The 24,560-nt window shown below is 28.5% G+C and carries 21 protein-coding genes, 2 pseudogenes, 1 riboswitch and 1 other annotated feature; of the genes and pseudogenes, 21 read left to right on the forward strand and 2 right to left on the reverse strand.

Features of this window, described 5'->3' with window-relative positions; translation table 11 throughout:
- The first annotated feature begins 21 nt into the window (after positions 1-21).
- The 17 genes and pseudogenes from FQB35_RS06790 to FQB35_RS06870 form a co-directional block, all read left to right on the forward strand.
- Positions 22-600, forward strand: coding sequence for a PRC-barrel domain-containing protein (locus FQB35_RS06790; RefSeq protein ID WP_148809259.1), 579 nt, complete (start codon positions 22-24; stop codon positions 598-600).
- Positions 601-640: 40 nt separating this feature from the next.
- Entirely contained in the window at positions 641-823 is a 183-nt protein-coding gene (locus FQB35_RS06795; RefSeq protein ID WP_148809260.1) for a hypothetical protein, read from the forward strand.
- A 63-nt stretch (positions 824-886) separates the two neighbouring features.
- Positions 887-2,110: an AI-2E family transporter gene (locus FQB35_RS06800; RefSeq protein ID WP_168198269.1), complete on the forward strand. Its 1,224-nt coding sequence runs from the start codon at positions 887-889 to the stop codon at positions 2,108-2,110.
- A gap of 84 nt (positions 2,111-2,194) precedes the next feature.
- Positions 2,195-2,422, forward strand: a binding site (T-box leader).
- 49 nt (positions 2,423-2,471) lie between these two features.
- On the forward strand, positions 2,472-5,111 hold the full coding sequence (gene alaS / locus FQB35_RS06805) for an alanine--tRNA ligase (RefSeq protein ID WP_148809262.1): 2,640 nt from the start codon (positions 2,472-2,474) through the stop codon (positions 5,109-5,111).
- 146 nt (positions 5,112-5,257) lie between these two features.
- Entirely contained in the window at positions 5,258-5,518 is a 261-nt protein-coding gene (locus FQB35_RS06810; protein ID WP_333473054.1) for an IreB family regulatory phosphoprotein, read from the forward strand.
- Between the two features lie 12 nt (positions 5,519-5,530).
- A complete protein-coding gene (locus tag FQB35_RS06815; protein ID WP_148809264.1) occupies positions 5,531-7,684 on the forward strand; it encodes a hypothetical protein in 2,154 nt (717 codons plus the stop codon).
- A gap of 9 nt (positions 7,685-7,693) precedes the next feature.
- On the forward strand, positions 7,694-8,644 hold the full coding sequence (locus FQB35_RS06820; protein WP_148809265.1) for an aldo/keto reductase: 951 nt from the start codon (positions 7,694-7,696) through the stop codon (positions 8,642-8,644).
- A gap of 15 nt (positions 8,645-8,659) precedes the next feature.
- Positions 8,660-9,070: a Holliday junction resolvase RuvX gene (gene ruvX, locus FQB35_RS06825; protein WP_148809266.1), complete on the forward strand. Its 411-nt coding sequence runs from the start codon at positions 8,660-8,662 to the stop codon at positions 9,068-9,070.
- A gap of 16 nt (positions 9,071-9,086) precedes the next feature.
- A complete protein-coding gene (locus FQB35_RS06830; RefSeq protein ID WP_231701872.1) occupies positions 9,087-9,344 on the forward strand; it encodes a DUF1292 domain-containing protein in 258 nt (85 codons plus the stop codon).
- A 419-nt stretch (positions 9,345-9,763) separates the two neighbouring features.
- The gene (locus tag FQB35_RS06835) at positions 9,764-10,198 is read left to right on the forward strand and encodes a Fur family transcriptional regulator (RefSeq protein WP_148809267.1); all 435 of its coding nucleotides are present in this window, start codon (positions 9,764-9,766) and stop codon (positions 10,196-10,198) included.
- 261 nt (positions 10,199-10,459) lie between these two features.
- A complete protein-coding gene (locus tag FQB35_RS06840; RefSeq protein ID WP_148809268.1) occupies positions 10,460-12,127 on the forward strand; it encodes a ribonuclease J in 1,668 nt (555 codons plus the stop codon).
- 210 nt (positions 12,128-12,337) lie between these two features.
- Positions 12,338-13,351, forward strand: a complete 1,014-nt coding sequence (gene mltG, locus FQB35_RS06845) for an endolytic transglycosylase MltG (RefSeq protein ID WP_148809269.1) — start codon at positions 12,338-12,340, stop codon at positions 13,349-13,351.
- A 76-nt stretch (positions 13,352-13,427) separates the two neighbouring features.
- Complete coding sequence (locus FQB35_RS06850) at positions 13,428-14,069, forward strand: O-methyltransferase (RefSeq protein ID WP_148809270.1); 642 nt, start codon at positions 13,428-13,430, stop codon at positions 14,067-14,069.
- Positions 14,070-14,080: 11 nt separating this feature from the next.
- Positions 14,081-15,322: a peptidase U32 family protein gene (locus tag FQB35_RS06855; protein WP_148809271.1), complete on the forward strand. Its 1,242-nt coding sequence runs from the start codon at positions 14,081-14,083 to the stop codon at positions 15,320-15,322.
- Positions 15,315-15,965: a uridine kinase gene (gene udk, locus FQB35_RS06860; protein ID WP_148809272.1), complete on the forward strand. Its 651-nt coding sequence runs from the start codon at positions 15,315-15,317 to the stop codon at positions 15,963-15,965. Before FQB35_RS06855 ends, udk begins: the two co-directional genes overlap by 8 nt.
- A 65-nt stretch (positions 15,966-16,030) precedes the next feature.
- Complete coding sequence (locus FQB35_RS06865; RefSeq protein WP_148809273.1) at positions 16,031-17,734, forward strand: peptidoglycan D,D-transpeptidase FtsI family protein; 1,704 nt, start codon at positions 16,031-16,033, stop codon at positions 17,732-17,734.
- 139 nt (positions 17,735-17,873) lie between these two features.
- A pseudogene (locus FQB35_RS06870) lies at positions 17,874-18,257 on the forward strand (sigma-70 family RNA polymerase sigma factor); the annotation flags it as partial.
- A 29-nt stretch (positions 18,258-18,286) separates the two neighbouring features.
- On the opposite strand, the gene FQB35_RS06875 reads toward FQB35_RS06870, so the two are convergent.
- Positions 18,287-19,822, reverse strand: a complete 1,536-nt coding sequence (locus FQB35_RS06875) for a recombinase family protein (protein WP_148809275.1) — start codon at positions 19,820-19,822, stop codon at positions 18,287-18,289.
- A 145-nt stretch (positions 19,823-19,967) separates the two neighbouring features.
- Between FQB35_RS06875 and FQB35_RS06880 the strand changes: the two genes are divergently transcribed.
- Positions 19,968-20,171 (forward strand): cell division protein FtsZ, encoded by a 204-nt coding sequence (locus tag FQB35_RS06880; protein ID WP_148809276.1) that lies wholly within the window; start codon positions 19,968-19,970, stop codon positions 20,169-20,171.
- 323 nt (positions 20,172-20,494) lie between these two features.
- Here the strand turns inward: FQB35_RS06880 and FQB35_RS15830 are convergent, their stop codons facing one another.
- Entirely contained in the window at positions 20,495-20,671 is a 177-nt protein-coding gene (locus FQB35_RS15830) for a hypothetical protein (protein WP_168198270.1), read from the reverse strand.
- A gap of 120 nt (positions 20,672-20,791) precedes the next feature.
- Between FQB35_RS15830 and FQB35_RS06885 the strand changes: the two are divergent.
- From FQB35_RS06885 to FQB35_RS06895, 3 genes and pseudogenes are all read left to right on the forward strand, one after another.
- Positions 20,792-21,106 (forward strand): annotated as a pseudogene (locus tag FQB35_RS06885) (sigma-70 family RNA polymerase sigma factor); the annotation flags it as partial.
- Between the two features lie 228 nt (positions 21,107-21,334).
- A complete protein-coding gene (locus FQB35_RS06890; protein ID WP_168198271.1) occupies positions 21,335-22,633 on the forward strand; it encodes a CapA family protein in 1,299 nt (432 codons plus the stop codon).
- 73 nt (positions 22,634-22,706) lie between these two features.
- Positions 22,707-22,789: riboswitch (cyclic di-GMP riboswitch) on the forward strand.
- Positions 22,790-22,880: 91 nt separating this feature from the next.
- A complete protein-coding gene (locus FQB35_RS06895; protein ID WP_148809279.1) occupies positions 22,881-24,560 on the forward strand; it encodes a GspE/PulE family protein in 1,680 nt (559 codons plus the stop codon).

Here is a 24,560-nt window from a genome sequence, read left to right on the forward strand (position 1 = left end):
ATTTTTTTTTTATAAGGTGGAATGATAACAATACAGCAATTACTTTTAAAGATAAGCGTGGTGTATTTAATGATAAAAATAGGAAAAGATATTGTTGGTTTACCTATAATCTGTTTAGAAAAAGAAAATGAAAATATAGAAATTAAAGATATTATTTGTTGTAAAAAAAGCTTTAGAGTAATTGCTTTTTTAGTTGATGAAGGTGGATATTTTCATCAACCTAAGATTATTTATTTTAAAAATATTAAAAGTATTGGAGAAGATGCAGTTGTTATTCAAAAACAAGAATGTATTAAAAGCACAAAGGAGTATATAGGCAAATTTTATTTGAGAAAAAAGCTTTTAGGATTAAAGGTAATAACAGATACTGGTGATTATGTAGGTAATGTTCAAGATATTTTGATAGAAATTCTAACTGGTAAACTTTTAGGATTGATTTTGACAGAGGGATTATTTGACGATTTAGTGGAAGGAAGGCCAATTTTACCTTTACAAGATTCTTTATATATTAATAAAAATTCTATTATTATTCCTAAAAGTTTAAATACGTCTACTCTTTATAATACTGGAGGATTAAAAAAATTACTTCCACTAGAATAGCTTTAATAATATTTTTATTTAATAGAAAGGAGTTCTAATTATGAAAAATAGATTTATTTCTGGTATGATAGCTGGAAGCGTAATTGGTGCTACAACTGGTATGTATGCATATAAAAGAATGAATCCTAGACAGAGAAGGATGATTATGAGACGAGGTAGAAAAATTGTGAAGAGTGCAGCCAATATGATAGATGTGATTCAATCTATAAATATGTTAAGGTAGTTTAATGAAAAGCAGCTAGTAAAATAGCTGCTTTTCATCAAACTTAGTAAGGATGTGAAGGATATGATAGATGAAGGATTGAATTTATTATATTTTATACAAATGAAACCTATATTTTATATATTTTTAGTACTTATTGTGAGTATAAATATTCTAATATTACTATTATTAGGATTTTCCATATATTACTTAATACATATTGGAAATCAGTATGTTGAAAATATGAAACAACTGAGAATAAAGAAAAAGTATTTTTTCTATTTATTGATTTTTATGATTATATTTTTGTTAATCATTGTGTTATATAATTTTAGAGTAATATTGTGGAAAATTTTTACTCCTGTCATTTGGGCTATTATATTTGCATATTTGCTAAATCCAATAGTTCATTTAATTGATAAAAGAGGAATTTCAAGAACATGGAGTGTTATTGTTGTTTACATCTCAATAATATTAGTAATTATACTAATTTCTATTACTGTAACACCTAAGATTGTAACTGAGACAAGAAAATTAGTGGAGTTATTGCCAAAGTATACAACTGAAGTAGATAATTTTTTAAATAATGTATATATAAAAATTGAACAGTTGGATAATTTTTCTCCACAGTTAACTACTGTAAAAAATATAATAAGAGATCATTTATCAAAAACTCAGTATTATATTGTTGAGACTATAAAAGAAATAACAAGTGAAATATTTAATATGTTTTCACAAATTGTAACATTAGTACTTATACCAATTTTTACTTTTTATTTTTTGAAAGATGCAGATTATTTCAAAAAAAAATTAACATTTATTATTCCGAGAGTATTAAGAAATGAGTTAGTAAATATTTTTAAGGATATACATGTTTTGCTGAACAAGTTTATTAGAGGCCAATTAATCGTAGCAGCTTGTGTTGGTGTATTGAGCATAATTGCATTATTAATAATCAAGGTAAATTTTGCTTTTCTTATTGGAACGATTGCTGGAATTTCAGATATTATACCATATTTTGGGCCTGTTATCGGTGCTATACCTGCGATAGTAGTGGCTTTATTAGATACACCTACTAAGGCTTTGTGGGTAATTATTGCTTTTATAATTATTCAACAAATAGAAAGTGGAATTATTACCCCTAAAATTGTTGGCGAAAGTGTTGGGCTTCACCCTGTTACAGTTATTTTAGCGTTGTTAATAGGAAGTGAGTGGCTTGGAATTGTTGGTTTAATTTTTGCTGTGCCTATCGCAGCAAGTATTAAGATAGTTATGAAGCATATCATAGACATAATTATAAAAACGTAAATAATTATTGAAAATATAGGAATAATATATTTAAATGTTTGACAAATAGTACTAATTTTTATATAATCAACTCAAGTTAATATAGAAAATACAATGATGAAGAGGAGTACATTAACTCAAAATCTATAGAGAGGAAGTTCGCTGGCTGAAAGATTTCCGATTTGAGTTTTTGGAAGCAGCTTCTGAGTATTAACCTTGAAATAGTAGTAGAGGTTAACGGAAGACAACCGTTATAAAGTCAGGTATTGTGCTTAATGAGAGACCAAATTTTTGGTAAGTAGGGTGGTACCGCGAGAAACTCTCGTCCCTATATGTGGGATGGGAGTTTATTTTTATAAAGTAGTAGATGGAGGTTGATATAATGAAAAAGATGGGTTTAAATGAATTGAGAAAGCAATTTCTAGACTTCTTTGAAAGCAAGGAGCATTATATTAGAAAGAGTTATTCATTAGTTCCTGAAAATGACAAGAGCTTATTATTAATAAATGCAGGAATGGCTCCTTTAAAAAATTATTTTATGGGAATAGATACGCCTCCTAAGAAAAGAATGGCAACATGTCAAAAATGCATTCGTACAGGAGATATTGAAAATGTAGGAAAAACAGCAAGACATGCAACTTTTTTTGAAATGCTTGGAAACTTTTCTTTTGGAGACTACTTTAAAAATGAATCTATTCAATGGGGTTGGGAGTTTGTAACAAAGTATTTGAATCTTCCTGCTGATAAATTATGGGTATCCGTATACGAAGAAGATTATGAAGCATATGAAATTTGGAATAAAAAAATAGGAATTTCTCATGAAAAAATTGTAAAACTGGGAAAAGATGATAATTTCTGGGAAATTGGAATTGGGCCGTGTGGACCGTGTTCTGAAATTTATTATGATAGAGGAGAAAAATATGGGTGTGGTAGTCCAAATTGCAAACCGGGTTGTGATTGTGATAGATATATAGAATTTTGGAATCATGTTTTTACACAATTTGATAAAGATGAAAATGGAAACTATAATTCTTTGCCGAATCCTAATATTGATACAGGAATGGGATTAGAAAGGATTGCATGTATTATACAAGATGTTGATTCAATATTTGAAATTGATACAATAAAACACATATTAGATAAAGTAGTTGATATATCAGGTAAAAAATATGGAAAAAATGAAAAAATAGATATATCTATTAGGATTATTACAGATCATATTCGTTCTGTTACATTTATGGTATGTGATGGTATTATGCCAAGTAATGAAGGTAGAGGATATGTACTTAGAAGATTGCTCAGAAGAGCAGCAAGACATGGTAAACTTATTGGTATAGAGGGAGCATTTTTAAATCGATTAGTAGATAGTGTAATAGAAGTATCTGGAGAAGCTTATCCTGAGCTAATAGAAAGACAAGAGTATATTAATAAGGTTATTGCTATTGAGGAAGAAAGATTTCAAGAAACAATAGACCAAGGCAGTGAAATATTAAAAGGATATATTAATGAACTTAAAGAAAAAAATGAAAAAATTTTATTAGGAAAAAATGCTTTTAAATTATATGATACTTATGGATTCCCGTTAGAGCTTACAAAAGAAATATTAGAAGAAGAAAATATGATAGTTGATGAAGATGGTTTTAAGGTTGAGATGGAGAAACAAAGGGAAAGAGCAAGAAATGCTAGACAAAATAATGAGGGAGAAGGTTGGAAAGAAGATATTTATACAAAATTAGACGAGAGTATAAAATCTGAGTTCAAAGGATATGAAGAATATACAATGCCTTCAAAAATTTTAGCTATAGTTAAAGATGGAGAGTTTGTAGAGAAAGCAGAACAAGGAGATAATGTAACTATAATATTAGATGTTACGCCATTTTATCCTGAAGGAGGAGGGCAGTCAGGAGATAGAGGTGTTTTATCTAATGAAACATGCAATATAGAAGTATTAGATTGTAAAAAAGCTAGTAATAATAGAATATTACATGTAGGGAAGGTAATAGAAGGTACAATAGCATTAAATACAGTTGTTAAGTCTGCTATTGATGTGGAAAATAGAATAAATGCTTCAAGAAATCATACAGCTACACATCTTTTGCATGCGGTTTTAAGAAATATAGTGGGACAGCATGTTGAACAATCTGGGTCATTGGTAACTGATGATAGATTGAGATTTGACTTTTCACATTTTAGGCCTTTAACAGAGTCAGAGTTAGAAAAGGTTGAAGAATTGGTAAATAAAAAGGTATTAGAAGGTTTAAGGGTTATAGCTGATGAGATGAGTATACATGATGCTAGAAGAAAAGGAGCAACAGCTTTATTTGGTGAAAAGTATGGGGATATTGTAAGGGTAGTTTCTATTGATGATTTCAGCATGGAATTATGTGGAGGAACACATATAGATAATACAAGTAAAATAGGATTATTTAAGATTATAAGTGAAAGTGGAGTTGCTGCTGGTATTAGAAGAATTGAGGCTATTACAGGGTATAAAGTATATGAATATATAAGAGAACAGGAATTTAAAATAAATGAAATTGCTAAAACTTTAAAGAGTAATCCAAAAGAAGTAGTAACAAAGATAGAAAATATAGTAAATGAGTTGAAAGCTGCACATAGAGAAGTAGAAATACTTAAAAATAAATTAGCAAGTGGAGAAGTAGATCAGATACTAAAAAATGTTGTTGAAATTAATGATATTAAAGTGATAAGATATAAATTAGCTGATTTAGATATGGATAGCTTACGAAAGTTAGGAGATCAATTAAAAGACAAATTAGGATCTGGTCTTATAGTATTAGGAGTGCAGAATGATAGTAAGGTGAATTTTCTTGCTATGGCAACAGAAGATGTAGTAGCAAAAGGGATTCATGCAGGAAACATTATAAAGCATATTGCGAAAATTACAGGTGGTGGTGGTGGTGGGAAACCAACCATGGCACAAGCTGGAGGAAAAGATGCTTCAAAAATTGATGAGGCGCTTGAATATGTAATTCAGTTAGTAAAAGAGCAAGTAAAATAGTATTATGATTTGTGGACGAAGGTTTTTATGTAAACTTTCGTCCACTAAATTCTTTTTAATATTAAAATGGTCATAGTACGTTTATTGAAGGATTATGTATAAATAAAGAGAATATATATATTATAAAAGAAAGGAAGGAGTGTTTAATGATGAATGATAAATCTAATTTTACAATGAAGTTTAGTGTTGATAAAGAAAAAATTAATGAAGCAGAAGAAATTTTAAAAAATGTATACAGATCATTAAAGGAAAAAGGCTATAATCCAATTAATCAACTAGTAGGATATATTCTTTCAGGAGATCCTACCTATATTACTAGTTATAATAATGCAAGAAGTTTAATAAGACAGCTAGAGAGGGATGAATTATTAGAAGAATTATTAAAGAAATATTTAGAAAATAAGTAGGAGAGAGATAAATTGAAAAACAACATATTGAAAATATATACAGCTATTGTTCTAATATTTGTCATACTAACTTCATTCTCATATGCTGATAAAAGTAAAAAAGTGGTTTTGATTGTGATGAATGAGGTAAATTATGAAGATCTCTATAGCATGCGTACCATTCAAAAACTAGTTGATAATGGTGCCATTGCATTGATGAATAATAGAACTTCATCAAAAGAAAATATTTATAAAGCATATGCAACAATAGGGTCAGGAGTAAGAGCTGAAGCTTCATCTAACTCAACGAGTTGTTTTAATCTTAATGATGAAATTAAAGCTATTTATTATAGAAGAACTGGTGTAAATATTCCAAATCAAGGGATTATCAATATAGATATGCCTAGACTCATACGCTTAAATAAAAGTGGACAATATGGAGCAGTTCCCGGAACTTTAGGACAATCTCTTCATGATAAAGGAATGAAAACAGCAGCTATAGGAAATGCAGATACTAAAGATAATCTTATTAGACTTGCACCCATAATTGCTATGGATCATATTGGATATGTAGATTATGGTAATATTGAGCAAGATGCTTTAATAAATGATGAAACATATCCTTTTGGTTTTAAAAGTAATTATTCTAAATTAACAGAAATTTTTCGAGATGTGTATAATAAATCGGAATTAATTGTAATTGATATTGGCGATCTTGGAAGATTAGAAAGGTATAAATCTAATTTATCAGATGAAATGTATTTAGAGCAAAAATCAAAAATTTTAAAAGATGTTGACCACTATATTGAAAATATATTCAATGTTATAAATGAAGATAATACAAGAATTATTCTTGTAACGCCTTATCCATCATCAGTAGATAGAAAGATTGGTAATAAATTAACACCTGTTATATTTTATGGAGATGGAATCAGTAAAGGGATTTTGACTTCAAACACTACAAGAAGAATAGGTATTATTGGTAACGTTGATATTGCCCCATCTATTGCTGAGTATCTTGAAACAAGCATGCAAAATATGAGTGGAAGACCTGTTGGAGTTATTCTGAAAAATAATAATTTTGATTATTTAATGAAATTGAATGAAAGAGTTGTAAATATATCACAAAATAGGTATCCAGTATTATCTGCTTTTGCAGTATTTGAAATATTTGTTTCAATCATAGCATTAATTATGATTTTAATTGAAGATAAGATAAATAAAAGGTTATTTTGCCACTTTAAAAATATTTTATTAAGTACCATGACAGTACCTTTTGTAATGTTAATTTTGCCTATATTTCACGTTCAAAATCTTTTTATAACTTTTGTTATATTGGTTGGATTGACTTTTATAATTACGTATGTTGCTAAAAAAATAAGTAAAAATACATTGGATAGTTTAATTATACTATCTTTTATTACTACATTTGGATTACTTTTAGATATATGTACTAATGCCAACTTAATGAAAAATTCACTTTTAGGGTATGACCCTATTATTGGTGCAAGATATTATGGTATAGGCAATGAGTATATGGGGGTGCTAATTGGTTCAACTCTTGTATTTTCAACAGCTATAATTGACAGGTTCAAACTTAATAAAATATGGGCAATCTTAACTTTTTTGATTACAATATTAATAATAGGGTTTCCAAAGTTAGGAGCAAATGTAGGAGGAACGATTACGGCAGTAGCAGCTTTTGCTTTTACAGCTTTAAGACTATCTAATATTAAAATAAAATTAAAACAGTTTATGCTTATTGGTATATCAGTAGTATTTGTTGTGGCATGCATGGCTTTTATTGATATAAAACTATTAAAAAGCCAATCACATTTAGCAGGAGCAATTCACCAAATCATACAAAGTGGGCCAGGAATTATATTTGTAATTATAAAAAGAAAGATTTCAATGAATTTGAGATTGATTGGAATTACTATATGGAGCAAAGTTTTAATATCGGCTATTATAATATTAGCTACGTTATTTTATAGACCAGTTGGTACAATATATAAATTAACTAATTTATATTCTAATTTATCAATTGGTTGGTCAGGCATTATTATGGCTTGTATAGTAGCATTTTTTGTGAACGATTCGGGTGTTGTTGCTGCAGCAACAGGAATCATATTTTTAGCAATGAGTATGTTGTATCTTACTTTTATTTACTTAAAAGAAAATAGTTAGGAGTATAGTATGGAATATAGAGTATTAGGGAATACAGGAATAAAAGTATCTAGATTATGCTTTGGTGGATTAACCATAGGACCGCTACAAGCAAATTTACCAATTGAAATAGGTGCTCAAATAATTTTAGAAGCTTTTAATAGAGGTGTAAATTTTATTGATACTGCAGAGTTATATGAAACTTATCCATATATTAAAATGGCATTAGAAAATTATAATAAGAATCATATTGTTGTTGCTACAAAATCATATGCTTATGATGAAGAAACTGCTAAGGTAAGCTTATATAAAGCATTAACTGGATTAAATATTGAAAAAATTGACATATTTTTATTGCATGAGCAGGAAAGTGAGCATACATTAAAAGGACATTATGGAGCCTTAAATTACTACTTAAAAATGAAAGAGCAGGGAATAATAAAAGCTGTAGGTATATCTACTCATACCATTAGAGCAGTTGATGTAGCAGCTAAGATGGAAGAAATAGATGTAATTCATCCTATTATTAATAAGACGGGGATAGGAATACAAGATGGTAGTAGAGATGATATGCTAAAAGCTATTAAAAAAGCCTATAAAAATGGAAAAGGTATATACGGAATGAAACCTATTGGAGGAGGGAATTTAATACATTCTGTTGGTGAATGTTTAGACTATGCAATTGGTATAAATGAACTTCATTCCATTGCTGTTGGAATGCAAACAAAAGAAGAAGTTATTGCGAATGTATTAAAATTTAGTGGAGAAAAGATTCCAGACGAAATATTAAATAAGATTTCAACAAAGAAAAGAAAACTTCATATAGATTATTGGTGTGAAAAGTGTGGAAACTGCGTTAAGCATTGCAAACATAAAGCATTAAGTATAGTTAGTAATAAAGTAGTTGTAGATATAGATAAATGTGTCCTTTGTGGGTATTGTAGTAGTTATTGTCCACAATTTTGTATAAAAATTGTATAGAGATGAGGGTCAAAAATGAGAATAATGGGACTAGATGTTGGTGATAAGACGATAGGGGTTGCAGTAAGTGATGCAATGGGATTAACGGCACAAGGAATTGAAACTATCAGAAGAACAAATAAAAAAGCAGATTATAAAAGGCTAGGAGAAATTATACAAGAAAAAGAAGTAACAAAAATTATCGTAGGATTACCTAAAAATATGAATGGTACAATTGGACCACAGGGTGAAAAAGTTCTACAATTTGTAGAAGGACTCAAAAATCGTTTTAATATGGAAATTGTTTTATGGGATGAAAGATTAACAACTGTAGCCGCTGAGAGAGTATTAATAAGTGCTGATGTCAGCAGAAAAAAAAGAAAAAAAGTAATTGATATGATAGCTGCAACTTATATTTTGCAAAGCTATTTAGACTCACAAAATTAATAAAGAGGTGATCATAGTGGAAAATAATAATATAATAACTTTACTTGATGAAGATGGAAAAGAGATGGATTTTGAAATAATTGCAACCTTAAAAGTGAATGATTTTGAATATGCAATTCTTCAACCATTAGATGAAAATGATGATGAAGAGGTAGTGATTTTTAAAATTGTACAAGTAGATAGAGAAGAAGTACTTGAAAATGTTCAAAATGAAGAGGAGCTTAATTTAGTTCTTGAAGCTTATGAAGAATTATTTAATGAAAAGAAAAAATAAAAACTATGGCATTTTTACGTCATAGTTTTTATTCTAATATATAGAAATTATAATATTTACATATAATTATAGAGGGATAAAAATTATATGATAATAAATATCAAATGATACAGATTGAGATTTAGAATTTTTAAAGGGGTGATTCTATGCAAATTATTTGCAAAATATGTGGAAATATTATTAATGATTATAATTGTAAAAGATGTCCAAGGTGTTATGCAATAATAAAGCAAAAACCTAAGTGTGAAGATTGTAAGTTATGTACTTTGAAAATCAAAAATTGCAGGCAATAATAGATACTGATAATTAGAAAAACCAGTTTTTTATCTAGTAATAGAATTACACCTTGACTTTTGTATCCTTAGCAATTAAACTATTCCATGTAAGAGATATTATTAATTGAAAAAGAAGGTGCTAAAATGAAGGAGATTATGGAAAATTTAAAAGATAGATTAAAGGAAAAAGGATATAAGCTTACTCCACAAAGGAGAGCTACTTTAGATACAATCATTGAAAATCAAGGAAAACATTTGAGCACTGAAGAAATCTATGATATGGTTAAGAAAAAATGCCCTGAAATTGGTTTAGCTACAGTTTATAGAACATTACAACTCCTAGATGAGTTAGAGATTATATTAAAGATTAATCTTGATGATGGATGTAGTAGATATGAACTGAATACCCATGAAGACAATCATCAGCACCACCATTTAATATGTGTAAAATGTGGAGAGATCATTGAGGTTGAAGTGGATTTACTGGAAACATTAGAAGAAGAAATTGAAAAAAATTATGATTTTAAAATTAATGATCATAAGGTTAAGTTCTTTGGATATTGTTCTAAGTGTCAATAAATCCTGTATCTAAAAAGTTACAGGATTTTTTTCTCTATTAAGTAATAAAATTTTAGATACTAGTGGTTTACTTATAAAAAAAAAAGTAATAATAAGTATAAAGGGTTATGTATTTTAATTAAAACTTTGTTAAAACTGTTACATATTGCTAACATATATCAAATAAAGTATAATAGATAAGGTGAAATTGTCCGGGGTTATAGATTTAAAATGTAATATCAGGGCGGGTTTATATACAGTAAATATAAGGAGTGTGATAATGTGGCAAGAAAATTAGCAAAAATAAAAGTAATTCCTCTTGGTGGTTTAAATGAAATTGGAAAAAATATGATGGCTTTTGAATATAAAGATGATATTATTGTTGTTGATTGCGGAATGAGTTTTCCAGAGGATGAAATGCTAGGAATTGACATAGTAATTCCAGATATTACATATTTGATAAAGAATAAGGATAAGGTACGAGGTATTGTACTTACACATGGGCATGAAGACCATATAGGTGCATTACCATATGTTTTAAAAAAGCTAAATGTGCCTGTATATGGAACAAAATTAACTCTAGGGTTAGTAGACAATAAACTAAAAGAGCATAAATTATCTTCAAATGTACATATGGAAGTTGTTAAGCCTGGAGATATAATGAAGCTTGGAGAATTTAAAGTAGAATTTATTAGAACAAGTCATTCCATTGCGGATGCAGTTTGCTTAGCAATTCATACTTCTCTTGGAACGATTGTACATACTGGTGATTTCAAAATAGATTTTACCCCTATTGATGGAGAGCCAATAGATTTTCATAGGTTAGCAGAACTAGGAAAAAGAGGAGTACTATTACTTCTAGCGGATAGTACAAATGTTGAAAGACAAGGGTATACAATGTCTGAGAGAACTGTTGGAGTAACCCTAGAAAACATATTTAGAAATGCAAACAAAAGAATTATTGTAGCTACTTTTGCTTCAAATGTTCACAGAGTACAGCAAATTATTGATGCAGCATATAAATTTAATCGAAAAATTTCTGTTTCAGGAAGAAGTATGGTAAATGTAGTAAATGTAGCAATGGATTTAGGATATTTAAATGTTCCAGAAGATATGCTAATAGACATTAATGATATCAATAAATATCCGGATAGCGAAGTTGTTATCATCACTACAGGCAGCCAAGGAGAGCCTATGTCAGCTTTATCCAGAATGGCATCATCAGAACATAAAAAGTTAGAAATACAACCTGGAGATTTGGTTATTCTTTCTGCATCACCAATACCAGGCAATGAAAAAACTGTTGCAAGAGTTGTAAATCTATTATTTGAAAAAGGTGCAAATGTTATTTATGAATCTTTAGCAGATGTTCATGTATCTGGTCATGCATGTCAAGAAGAACTCAAGTTAATGCATTCTTTAATTAAACCAAAGTATTTTATACCAGTACATGGTGAATATAGGCATCTAAAGCAACATGGTCAACTTGCTGAGAGTCTTGGAATGGAAAGTGAAAACATATTTACAATTGAAAATGGGCAGGTTGTAGAGATATCAAAGGAAGGGGCTAAAATTTGTGGAAATGTACCAGCAGGTAATATTCTAGTAGATGGCTTAGGTGTTGGAGATGTGGGGAATATTGTATTAAGAGATAGAAAACATTTATCAGAAGATGGACTTATGGTTGTAGTTGTTACAATTACGAAGGAAAATGGACAAGTAGTTTCGGGACCAGATATTATATCAAGAGGATTTGTTTATGTAAGAGAATCTGAAGTTCTAATGGATGAAGCTAGGGCAGTAGTGAGAAATGCATTACAAATTTGTCAAGCGAATGGAGTAAGAGAATGGGCTGCATTAAAAGCTTCAATAAAAGATAGTCTGAAAGGTTTCTTGTATGAAAAAACTAAGAGAAGTCCAATGATTTTGCCTATCATTATGGAAGTATAATATAAAAGTATGCTGTTGATGCAGCATATTTTTATTTGTGAAAATATGAAAAAGAGGATGATGTTTATATGTTCTAGATTTTAAATAGGTGATTTAGCTGTTAGACAGAACAATAGAACTTAGTTTATAATATAAAAAAGGGATAAAATTATGAAGAGAAAAACACTTATATAACTTAATAAAATGAAAACATTTATTGGAGGTATATGAATGAAATCATCTCTAAAGAATAGAATGATAATATTTATATTTTCTATCGTTATTTTATTAGGTGGATTTAAACTTTATTTTGATAAGCAAGTGGGTCCTGTAAATGCTAATAGTGATAATGAAGTTACGATAGAAATACCTATTGGTGCTTCTACAAATAAAATTGCAAAAATATTAAAAGAAAAGAATGTAGTCAATAATGAATTAGCTTTTCGTATTTTAAGTAAATTATCAAAAACGGATGGTAAAATGCAAGCAGGGATATATTTACTTAAAGTAAATATGTCTGCTAATGAAATTATAAATACTTTAGTAAAGGGAGAAACTATAAAAGATACAGTAAAATTTACTATTCCTGAAGGATTTGAGTTTAATCAAATTGTAGACAGATTGGAAACAAAAGGATTAATCAATAGAGATGAATTTGTGAGAATAGCAAATTATGGAGATTTTGAGTATAAATTCTTAAGAGATGTTCCTAAAGGACAAAATAGACTTGAGGGATATTTGTTTCCTGATACGTATGAAGTTTCTAAAAATGCTTCGGAAAGAGAGATTATTATAAAGATGCTTAATCGTTTTGATGATATTTTTGTTGATACTTATTATAATAGAGCAAAAGAATTAAATATGAGCGTAAATGAGATCGTAACCCTTGCGTCTATAATAGAAAAAGAAGCTAAGCTAAATAAAGAAAGGGCACTTGTATCAAGTGTTTTTTATAATAGAATGAAAAAAGGTATGTATCTTCAATCATGTGCAACAGTTCAATATGTTTTAGATAAAAGAAAAACAAAGCTAAGTTTAAAAGATCTAGAAGTTAATTCTCCTTATAATACTTATAAATATTATGGTTTACCACCAAAGCCAATAGCGTCACCTGGAAAAGCATCTATAGAAGCAGCTTTGTATCCAAAAGATTCTGATTATCTATATTTTGTTGTAGGGAAAAATGGAGAGCATCATTTTAGTAAGACCTATAAAGAGCATTTAAATGCAAAGAATGGTAATTGATTTTAAGGAGAAATTAATACGTAAAGATATTTACGTATTCCTTTTTGTTTATAAAGAATAAAAGGAGTTGTGTATTTTGAGTAATATAGTTAATTATTTGGTTGAAAGATATATAAGGGATACTTTGCCGAAAAATACTGATTTATTAAAAGAAATGGAAGAATTTGCTTTTGAAAATCATGTACCTATTATTCAACCAGAAGTGGCAAAGCTTTTAGAAGTTATTACAAAAATAAATAGAACAAAATCAATTTTAGAAATTGGAACAGCAATAGGGTATTCTGCAATTATCTTAACAAATGCTATGGAGGATGGTAAATTAGTAAGTATTGAAAAACGTTCTGATATGGTGGAAATTGCAACAAACAATATTCATAAGGCTGGATTAAGTGAAAAAATTAAAATTATAGAAGGAAGTGCCGAATATATTTTGCCGGCTTTAAATGAAGAATTTGATCTTATATTTCTTGATGCTGCAAAAGGTCAATATATGAGTTTTTTTTCTGCAAGTATTAATCTTTTAAAAAAAGGTGGCGTACTTGTTTCAGATAATGTATTATACAAGGGAATGGTAGCTTCAAATGAATATGTAGTAAGAAGAAAAAGGACTATTGTAAAGAGAATGAGGACATATTTAGACTATATAATGAATCATCCACATCTTACAACTTCGATATTACCTATAGGAGATGGAGTAGCTATAAGTTACAAGGATTAGGAGGCAAAAAAATGAAGAAAATAGAATTATTAGCACCTGCGGGAGACTTAGAAAAATTAAAAATGGCAATTATATATGGAGCAGATGCTGTATATTTAGGAGGGCAGATTTTTGGGTTAAGAGCTAGTGCAAGAAATTTTTCATTTGAAGATATGAAAAAAGGAATTGATTTTGCTCATGAAAAAGGAAAAAAAGTATATGTTACATTAAATATTATTCCTCACAATGAAGATTTAGAAGAACTGCCAACTTATTTAGAACAATTAAGAAAGTTGAATGTAGATGCCATTATCTTGTCTGATCCTGGTACATTGATGTATGTAAAAGAATTGATGCCAGATATTGAAATTCATTTGAGTACACAAGCAAATACTACAAATTTTATGAGTGCAAAATTTTGGTACAAGCAAGGAGTGAAAAGAATTGTCTTAGCTAGAGAATTGGCTTTGCATGAGATAAGAAAAATAAGGGAAAATATTCCTAAAGATCTTGAATTAGAAGCTTTTGTACATGGTGCAATGTGCATATCATATTCAGGAAGATGCTTACTTAGCAATTATATGGCAAATAGAGATGCAAATAGAGGAGAATGTGCACATCCGTGTAGATGGCAATATTATTTGATGGAAGAGAAAAGACCTGGAGAATACATACCAGTTTTTGAAGACGAAAAAGGTACGTATTTCTTTAATTCGAAAGATTTATGCATGATTGAATACATTCCTGAGCTAATTGAATCTGGAATATCAAGTTTAAAAATAGAAGGAAGAATGAAAAGTGCATATTATGTTGCCAACATAGTAAATGTTTATAGAAAAGCTATTGACACTTATTACGAAATGGGAAGGAATTACAAATTTGATCCTATGTGGATATATGAAATAAAAAAAGCCAGCCATAGGGAATTTACTACTGGTTTTTATTTTGATAAGCCTAGTTATAAAGAACAATTATATGCAAGTAGTTCGTATGTTCGAGAATATGATTTCTTAGGTTTAGTAATAGATTATGATAAAAATACAGGTATTGCTACAATCGAACAACGAAATAGAATTTTTAAGGGAGATATAGTCGAAATAATGGGTCCTAACATGAAAAATTTTGATCAGACTATTGAATACATGTGGAATAGTGATGGAGAAGAAATCAGTGTTGCGCCACATCCTCAACAAATTATTAAAATAAAAATGAATAAACCAGTTGAAAAATACTATATTATTAGAAAGTGTAGGAAGGATGATACTGTTGAGTAAGCCTATTTTAATTGGAATTACAGGAGGAACAGGATCAGGAAAAAGTACAGTTGCAAAGGCTATTTTTGATTGTTTACCAGAAAAAAATATTACAATTATTGAACAAGATTCTTATTATAAAGATCAAAGTCATTTACCAATGGAAAAAAGAGTTAAAACCAATTATGATCACCCTTTAGCTTTTGATATTGAATTGCTGCTGCAACAATTAAAGGATCTTTTAGAAAACAAAGCTATTCAAAAACCGATTTATAATTTTTCAATGCATACAAGAGAGAAAGAAACTATTCTTGTAGAACCTAAAGATATTATAATTTTAGAAGGTATTATGATTTTAGAGGATGAAAGACTTCGAGATTTAATGGATATTAAGATATTTGTAGATACAGATGCAGATGTTAGAATTATCAGAAGAATTACAAGAGATATAAGAGAAAGAGGTAGAACCTTAGAATCAGTAATTGAACAATATTTAAATACAGTTAGACCTGCACATCTTCAATTTATTGAGCCAAATAAAAGATATGCAGATATTATTATTCCAGAGGGTGGTTATAATAAAGTAGCAATAGATATTATGGTTTCAAAAGTAAGATCTATTATATATGAAAAACAAAATAGCAATAGAATGCTGATTGGGTAAAGTATATACCTTCCTAGAATTGGATATTATTATAATATCTAATTTTTCTAAGGAAGGTGTTTTTTTTGGGGTGTAGAGTAGATAGAAAAAACAAAGAACAACAAATTGCAGTATTAGATATATATAAAAAAAGAATCTTTTCAATTGCATTTGTTTTTACAATTATGCTTTTTGGACTTATAGGTAGATTAATATATGTTCAAATAATTAAAGGAAATGATTATTATATAAGGGCTAAAAGTCAATGGATGAAAGAGATACCTATTGGAATTGAAAGAGGAAAAATCTATGATAGAAATACTGTTTTATTAACCAATAAGCATAAATTTAAGTATTTGATTATCTTTCCAGAATATTTTATAGCATCAGAGAATAATCTTAAAATTATTAGCAATATAACAGGTATTAAATCTGATAAATTAAAATTTAATTACTTAACTAGTAACCGATCTATTAGACTCAAGATAGTTAACAATAATATAGATCTGATTAAAAAGACAACAATGATGAAGGGAGTATTTTCTGTTGAATATAGTGATAGATATGATAAGAATGGCTTAGCATCTCATGTTATAGGTTATATTAATAAGATAGATAATACTGGAGAAAAAGGAATAGAGAAAAGATATGATAAAATTCTTAAAGAAAATCAGTTTTCTAAAATATACGCAATTGTAGATGCTAAAAAAAGAATTATACCAGGCTTAGGGTATAAAAAAATTGATAATGTATTACCAAACAGTAAAAAAAATATAGTTACTACATTGGATTACCGTATACAAAGTATTGCAGAAATGGAATTTGACAAACTTAAAAAAAATGGTAGTGTTGTCATATTAGATGTTAAAAGTGGAGAAATATTAGCAATGGTTAGTAGACCTAATTTCGATCAAAATAATGTTGCAGCGTATTTAAAAAGTAAAAATAAAGAACTTTATAATAGGTCGATCCAAATTGGATATCCACCTGGGTCTATTTTTAAGATAGTTGTTGCAGCAGCGGCGCTTGAAAATCAAATTACAGATATAGATGAAACTTTTTATTGTAAAGGATATGAAAAAATAGGAAAGACTAGAATAAGATGCAGTAGTTTTGATAATGGTGGACATGGAGAATTAAATTTAGAAGAAGCATTTGCTTTATCTTGTAATGCTGCTTTTATTCAATTAGGACAGAAGATAGGTGGAGAAAAAATTATATCAATGGCAAAGAAATTAGGACTGGGTACTTTGACAAACATAGGATTATTAGAAGAAATACCTGGTAGGTTACCAACAAAAGATTATATAAAGGGAGCTGGTATTGGTAATATTTCTATTGGGCAAGGAACATTAGAGGTTACACCATTACAAGTGGCAAAGATGACTTCTATTATTGCTAATAATGGTATTGATAAAGGTGTTTATCTAGTAAAAAAAATAATCGATGATAATGGAAATCTTGTTAAAAAGATCAAAAAAAACAATCCAACTAGAGTGTTAAGTTATAAAACTGCAAAAAAGATTCAATACATGATGGAGAAAGTAGTAACAATAGGTACAGCTAAAAATGCAAGATTAAACGAAATTGGTAGTGTTGCAGGAAAAACAGGTTCATCACAAGCAATATTGCAAGGGAAAGCTACTGTACATGCTTGGTTCACAGGTTACTTTCCTGCAAATAATCCTAAATATGTGATTACTATTATTGTTGAAGATGGTGGTTCTGGATCAAAAGTAGCTGCACCTTTATTTAAAAAAATTGCAAGAGAAATTAATTCATTAAGATAAATCACATTTTTTCTTAAAAGACATGCACAAATTCATTTTTAGACACATATAATTTAGAATGACGTATAATTAGGAGGTGTATACCTAAATGTGGACGACTTTAGTTACTTTATCTGTTATTATAGCAAAACCAGTTTGTATGTTTGTATCTTATATTTCTAGCAATACTTCTTTTCCAAAGCCATTAACACCTGAAGAAGAAAATCACTATTTAGAGCTTTATGAACAAGGAGACGAAGATGCAAAAAACATTCTAGTTGAAAGGAACTTAAGATTGGTTGCACATATAGTTAAAAAATATCACAATACAGGAAGAGAAATAGATGATTTAATTTCAATCGGAACTATTGGATTAATAAAAGCAATAACATCATTCGATAGAAGTAAAGGCACCCGATTAGCTACTTATGCAGCACGCTGTATTGAAAATGAAATTCTTATGACAATCCGTTCAAGTAAGAAAACTAAAAGTGAAGTATCTTTGCAAGATCCTATTGGGATAGACAAAGAAGGCAATGAAATGCCTTCAGTGCTTTATCAACAAGTATTAGATTAATGAGGAAGCTTTGGATAGAGAATCAATGTAAATTCATCATTACGCTGATTCTTTTTTTTGCTATATACAGCATAATAAAGGATGCTTTTCAGTAATATATTCTTCTTTTCTGGATTATTTGTTTTTGAATATAGATCTAGCACTTTTTCTATTTTTAGTATATTAACTTGCTTTCTTTTTTGTCTTTTTAATTCTTTTTTTAGTTCAAATTTTGATTTTTCAATAACATATCTGGTATTATCAATTCTTTCAGTAATATTTTGGAATCTTTTTATATACGTATCAAAGTTATATAATCCACGTTCTAAAAAATCATGTAATCTTTCTTTTTGCTTCTCTAATTCAATTAATTCTCTTTCTAAATGTTTTATTCTTTTTTTATGCAAATTTATAGTCTCAGATATGTTTTGCTCAGCCTTATTTATTAAATTCCATTGAGCTTTATAGTGTTCTAACCATTTGTATAAACCATCAATTAACCTTTGTTCAACATATTTAAGTTTACTACTTTTATTTCCACATTTTTTATAACACATTATATGAGAATCTTTAGTTTTGTAAGGCCGTAGGATCATTGATGCATTGCATTTTTTGCAGTATATTAATCCTGCTAATGGATTTGAAATATTATTTTTTAGCTGATAGGGGACATGATACTTCATTTTTAGAATCTTTTGTGCTTTTTGAAAAGTTTCCATAGAAATTAGCGGTTCATGTTTTCCATCTGCAATGATCCATTCATTTATTGGTCTTTGTCTAGAAACTCTTATTTTATTTGGAGTTGTGGATTTTTTTATCTCTTTTTTTTTCCAGGTAATTTTTCCAGTATATATAGGATTTTTTATAATGTTTAAAACAGAAGAAGGAGTCCAATCTTTATTTGTATATGTTTTGTAATTTAATTGATTTAATTTATTAGCTATTTTATTGCAACCTATTTTATGATTTACATAAAAGTTAAATATCATTTTTACTATATCTGCTTGATTTGGATGAGGTTTTAGTGTTCTGAAATTGTCTTTGTAATGTATCATGTAACCATAAGGAGGAAGAGGAGAAATATAATTACCCTCTTCAACAGAGCGTATTCGACCTGATTGAAGCCTCCGATTAATAATTTTTAATTCTTTTCTAGCCATAAACGCTTCAAATTCACTGTATTCTTCATCAAATTCATCATGTAAGTTATAGATTTTTCTTGGAGTAATTATTTTTGTATTTGCTTTTTTTAGTGTTTCAAGTATTAAACCCTGTTCTTGCATATTTCCTCTCCCAAGTCTATCTATATCCATACATAATACAGCATCATATTTTTTGTTTTCTACTTCCTTTAGCAATTCAAGCATCTTTGGTCTATGCATTAAACTTTCTCCTGATACAATCTCTTCATATATTTTTATAATACATAATTCTTTCTCTTCTGCAAGCTTAAGCAAGGTTTTTTTATGTTTTGCAAGTGTTTCACCTTCACCTCTTGCTTCTGCATCAAGATCGGCACGGGATTTACGCAAATACATACAAACTCGTTTCATTCCAAATCACCTCAAAAATTTTTTATATTATAATTTATGAGTCATATTTATTACTTTAGAATATTATGTAAAAGATTTTGTATTTAAATAGGTTCATGGCATAGTACAAACTGTTATTTTCATAGTTTGTAGTGGAGGTGGTTATATGGAAGAAAAGTATGCAAAAACATATAAGTTTGGAAATACAACCGTTAAGATAGTAGCACCCCCACCGAAAAAGAAGGAGGAAATTGAAAAAATTCTTGTTGAATATCATCAAGCTGGATGGGATATTATTGAAGAATTGCTAGTGAATGGAGAAAATGTAGATATAGTGACATCTTCTATAGAAGAATCGATAGAGTTTTAGTGTATATTATATAAAAATCGTGTCCAGATTTATTTAGACACGATCCAAAGTAAATAAACGATGCAAAATCCTACAATACCAATTAAAAAACTATATAAATTAATATTTTTCTTGTATGAACTTTTTTTCATTATTTATATCCTCCTATGTTTAATTATGATTGTATTTAGAATAAAATGTAGTAATTATAAGATGGTAGATTATTTAAAAAGATAATAAAAAGATTATAACAGAATATATTTAGAAAATATGTAGAAAGCTGTTGTCGTTATTTTTCTATTTACTGGTACTTGTATAAAATTAATTAGATTAATTCTAAATATCTAACGAATAGCATATAAGATAGATAAGTCATTATGGCTGTTACAAAGATGTACTAAATATTTTATTTGTAATTCATTAGTTGGCGTATAAGTAAATACATCAATGCATTTTAATTGAGAATCATAAATGATAATTTTATGTTTGTTTTGAGCTACCCATAAAGGAAAAGTAGTCATCTTATACATCCTTTCTGATAAAATAATTTTAGTTATATAACTAGAGTATATTGATAATATACTGTGAATATGACAAAAAATTTTAAATGGAATGAATCATATAATTGTTGATAAACTGATAAAGGTAATGAAATATCTCTAATGGATATTTTAGGGAGTGAAACGGATGAAGTTTTAGATGAAGTTGAATTAAAAATCCAAGTGAAAAAACTGTATCAAAAAATGACAAATATATTAAGAAATAGAGAAAGAACAGTTATTCAATTAAGATATGGATTGGTAAATGGTGGAAGTAAAACACAAAGAGAAATTGCAAAAATGTTAGGAATTTCACGCTCTTATGTATCTCGAATTGAAAAAAGAGCCATAAAAAAATTGAGTAAGGCATTTCATTGTAATAATGAAACCGATAAAGAAGATAACAAGAATGAATAAATGTTAGCAATTTAGCTAGCATTTTGTTTTTAAAAAATATTTTTAGTAAAAAGCTGTAGAAATATATATTATTATCACTATTTCCTCGGAAATGCAAATAAAATATGAATATTTCCTGATTAAATAGAATGTAAGGTACTTACAAAATGAATCTGGAAAATGTTATAATAAATGGTATAATATTTTATAGTATACAAATATAAAACATTGAAATATTAGGTGATTATGATGAAAAAAATAATTCTGCTAATGATTTTTGTCTGCATAATGAATTTTGGAGGGTGTGCTTTTTTAAATAATATGCACTATATATCAGCAGATAATATATTATCAGATGTAGAAAATGAAAAGCCAGAAGATAAAGTACAAGATCCACTTGAAATAAAAATTTCAGCAGTGGGGGATATTATGGTTCATGGACCTCAACTAAGAGCACAATATAATCAAAATAAAGAAGAATATAATTTTAAAAATAATTTTCAGTTTGTAAAACCGTATATTTCCCAGGCTGATATTGCATTGTGTAATTTAGAAACTACATTTGGTGGAGTAAATAAAGGATATTCAAGTTTTCCAAAATTTAATACACCAGATTCCTTAGGAGAAGCAATAAAAGATGCAGGATTTGATGCAGTAATTACAGCTAATAATCATACTATTGACAGCGGTGGTAAGGGCGTATTTAGAACAATAAAAGAGCTGAAAAAATTAGGATTAGATGTAGTTGGAACCAAAGAAAATGAAGCGTGTGAGAATTTTATAGTCAAAAAAGTAAAAAATGTAAAATTTGGAATCATTGCTTATACCTATGAAACACCAAAATGGGGTAATCATAAGACCTTAAATTCTTTGATTGTTCCAAAAGAAGTAGAAAGTTGTATTAATACTTTTAATTATGCAAATGTAGATGAAGATTTAAAAAAAATGAAGAAAGAAATACAAAGGATGAGAGAGCAAGGTGTAGAAGTTATTATTTTTTATCTTCATTGGGGAAATGAGTATCATAGAGAGCCGAATAAATATCAGAAAAAAATTGCTCAGTATTTAACTGATGTTGGAGTGGATATTATATTTGGAAGTCATCCCCATGTACTCCAGCCTATTGAGTTTATGGAGAATGAGAATAGGAAAAAAAAGACGTTAGTAGTATATTCAATGGGAAATTTTCTATCTAATCAAAGATATGAAATTTTAAAAAATAGATATACAGAAGATGGTATCATATTAAATATTACTTTGCTAAAGGATTTTGAAAAAAATTTAATTACGATAAAAGAAGTAGCATATGTTCCTACATGGGTACACAAATATTTTAAAAATGGTAGAAAAGTATATGAAATTATACCTTTGAATGATGCATTAGATAATCCAACAATATATCATTTACTAAATAAAGATAGTTTATGGAGAGCAAAAAATTCTAAAAATAATACAACAATATTGATTGAATCAGAAACAAATGAAAAAATTTATCAAACACCTCCTATATCTAATGCAGAAAACAACAAAATAACAGGTAATATGTAGAATTATGTTGAGAAATAAATTTGCATAGATTAAGAAGGAATTCACTAAAACATATTGAAATAATAATTGAATCTACTGTGTTAGAGCAAATGATGCATGGATGTATTTGGACGCCTATGCCATGCTGATGTAGTGGCGTAACCGACTAACAATATATATAATATATGTTGTTAGTTCTTTTTAATTCAGAAGAAAGATTTTGGGTTCACAATAGTGTTGAATGAATATAGAAGATGAGGGATGTAGCATGAATAGAAAGAATAAAAGATTAGGAGATTTATTAATTGATGCAAAACTTATTACAAAAGATCAACTTGATCGTGCGCTAAATCTTCAAAAAACAACAGGTAAAAAATTAGGGGAATTATTGATTGCTGAAGGGTTAGTCAATGAAAAACAAATTATTGAAGTATTAGAATTTCAGTTAGGAATACCTCATTTAGATTTAGAAAAATATTTTATTGATCCAGAAATACCAAGACTTATTACTGAAAGATTAGCAAAAAGGCATATATTAATTCCTGTAAGAAAGGAAAAAGATAAATTAATTGTTGCTATGTCTGATCCTTTAAATATTTTTGCTATAGATGATGTGAAAATTGCAACAGGCTTAGAAGTAAGTTTAGCTATAGCAACAAAGGAACAAATTTTAAATGCTATAGAGCAATATTATGGAAGAGAAAGAGCAGAGAAAGCTATAGAGGATTTTAAAAGAGAATATGACATGACAAATATTGAAGATATAGAAAATACTCTACTGGATGACATTGATAATTCACCTACTGTTAGATTGGTTAACTCTATTATCAAGCAGGCGGTTAAATTAAAAGCAAGTGATATTCATTTGGAGCCAACGGAAAAAAATCTTCGTATTCGATTTCGTATTGATGGGGAACTACAAGAAATCATGACTATAGCAAAATCAGCTCATTCATCCATTGTGTCAAGAATAAAAATATTGAGCAATATGGATATTGCAGAAAAAAGAATACCTCAAGATGGGCGAATTGAGATGATTTTTGATGAGAGAGAGATGGATATGCGTATATCTACGCTACCAACAGTACATGGAGAAAAAATAGTTATTCGTATTCTTGACAGAGGGAATTTTATATTTTCTAAAAATCAACTTGGCTTTACAAACAAGAATCTAAATATTTTTGAAAAAATTATAAAAAATCCTTATGGTATAGTTTTAGTAACAGGCCCTACTGGAAGTGGAAAAACTACAACTTTATATGTCGCTTTAAAAGAGCTAAACAAAATTAATAGAAATATTGTTACAATAGAAGATCCTGTTGAATATAGATTAGATGGAATAAGCCAAGTACAGGTTAATAATAAAGCAGGATTATCTTTTACAAGTGGTTTAAGAGCTATCTTAAGACAAGATCCTGATGTAATAATGATAGGAGAGATAAGAGATTCTGAAACAGCTAGAATCGCAGTGCGTGCTGCAATAACTGGACATTTGGTTTTAAGTACTATGCATACAAATGATACTGCATCTACAGTAACAAGATTGGTTGATATGGGAATTGAACCTTATTTAGTATCAGCCTCAGTAGTTGGTATTATTGCACAAAGGCTGGTTAAAAGAATTTGTTTTAACTGTAAAACGACTTATATACCAAATTTTATGGAAAAAACCTTTTTAAATATAGATAATGATGTAACCTTATACAAGGGGAAAGGTTGTAGTGTGTGCAACTACACAGGTTATAAAGGCAGACAAGTAGTGCATGAGATTATGCCAATTAATGAGAAAATAAGATTTTTAATTGATGATAAGGCAGGGATAGATAAAATTAGGAAAGAAGCATGTAATATAGGAATGACATCATTAAAAGAAAATTGCAAACAATTAGTGTTAGAAGGAGTTACTACGATTGATGAATTGATTCGTATTGCATATAGCTTAGAATAG

Origin of the sequence: Crassaminicella thermophila (genome assembly GCF_008152325.1) — a bacterium.
Taxonomy (GTDB): Bacteria; Bacillota; Clostridia; order Peptostreptococcales; family Thermotaleaceae; genus Crassaminicella_A; species Crassaminicella_A thermophila.

Coding starts and splice junctions, on each gene's coding strand:
- FQB35_RS06790 (WP_148809259.1), top strand. CDS start 22: ATGATAACAATACAGCAATTACTTTTAAAGATAAGCGTGGTGTATTTA.
- FQB35_RS06795 (WP_148809260.1), top strand. CDS start 641: ATGAAAAATAGATTTATTTCTGGTATGATAGCTGGAAGCGTAATTGGT.
- FQB35_RS06800 (WP_168198269.1), top strand. CDS start 887: ATGATAGATGAAGGATTGAATTTATTATATTTTATACAAATGAAACCT.
- alaS (WP_148809262.1), top strand. CDS start 2,472: ATGAAAAAGATGGGTTTAAATGAATTGAGAAAGCAATTTCTAGACTTC.
- FQB35_RS06810 (WP_333473054.1), top strand. CDS start 5,258: ATGATGAATGATAAATCTAATTTTACAATGAAGTTTAGTGTTGATAAA.
- FQB35_RS06820 (WP_148809265.1), top strand. CDS start 7,694: ATGGAATATAGAGTATTAGGGAATACAGGAATAAAAGTATCTAGATTA.
- ruvX (WP_148809266.1), top strand. CDS start 8,660: ATGAGAATAATGGGACTAGATGTTGGTGATAAGACGATAGGGGTTGCA.
- FQB35_RS06835 (WP_148809267.1), top strand. CDS start 9,764: ATGAAGGAGATTATGGAAAATTTAAAAGATAGATTAAAGGAAAAAGGA.
- mltG (WP_148809269.1), top strand. CDS start 12,338: ATGAAATCATCTCTAAAGAATAGAATGATAATATTTATATTTTCTATC.
- FQB35_RS06855 (WP_148809271.1), top strand. CDS start 14,081: ATGAAGAAAATAGAATTATTAGCACCTGCGGGAGACTTAGAAAAATTA.
- FQB35_RS06875 (WP_148809275.1), bottom strand. CDS start 19,822: ATGAAACGAGTTTGTATGTATTTGCGTAAATCCCGTGCCGATCTTGAT.
- FQB35_RS06880 (WP_148809276.1), top strand. CDS start 19,968: ATGGAAGAAAAGTATGCAAAAACATATAAGTTTGGAAATACAACCGTT.
- FQB35_RS15830 (WP_168198270.1), bottom strand. CDS start 20,671: ATGACTACTTTTCCTTTATGGGTAGCTCAAAACAAACATAAAATTATC.
- FQB35_RS06890 (WP_168198271.1), top strand. CDS start 21,335: ATGAAAAAAATAATTCTGCTAATGATTTTTGTCTGCATAATGAATTTT.
- FQB35_RS06895 (WP_148809279.1), top strand. CDS start 22,881: ATGAATAGAAAGAATAAAAGATTAGGAGATTTATTAATTGATGCAAAA.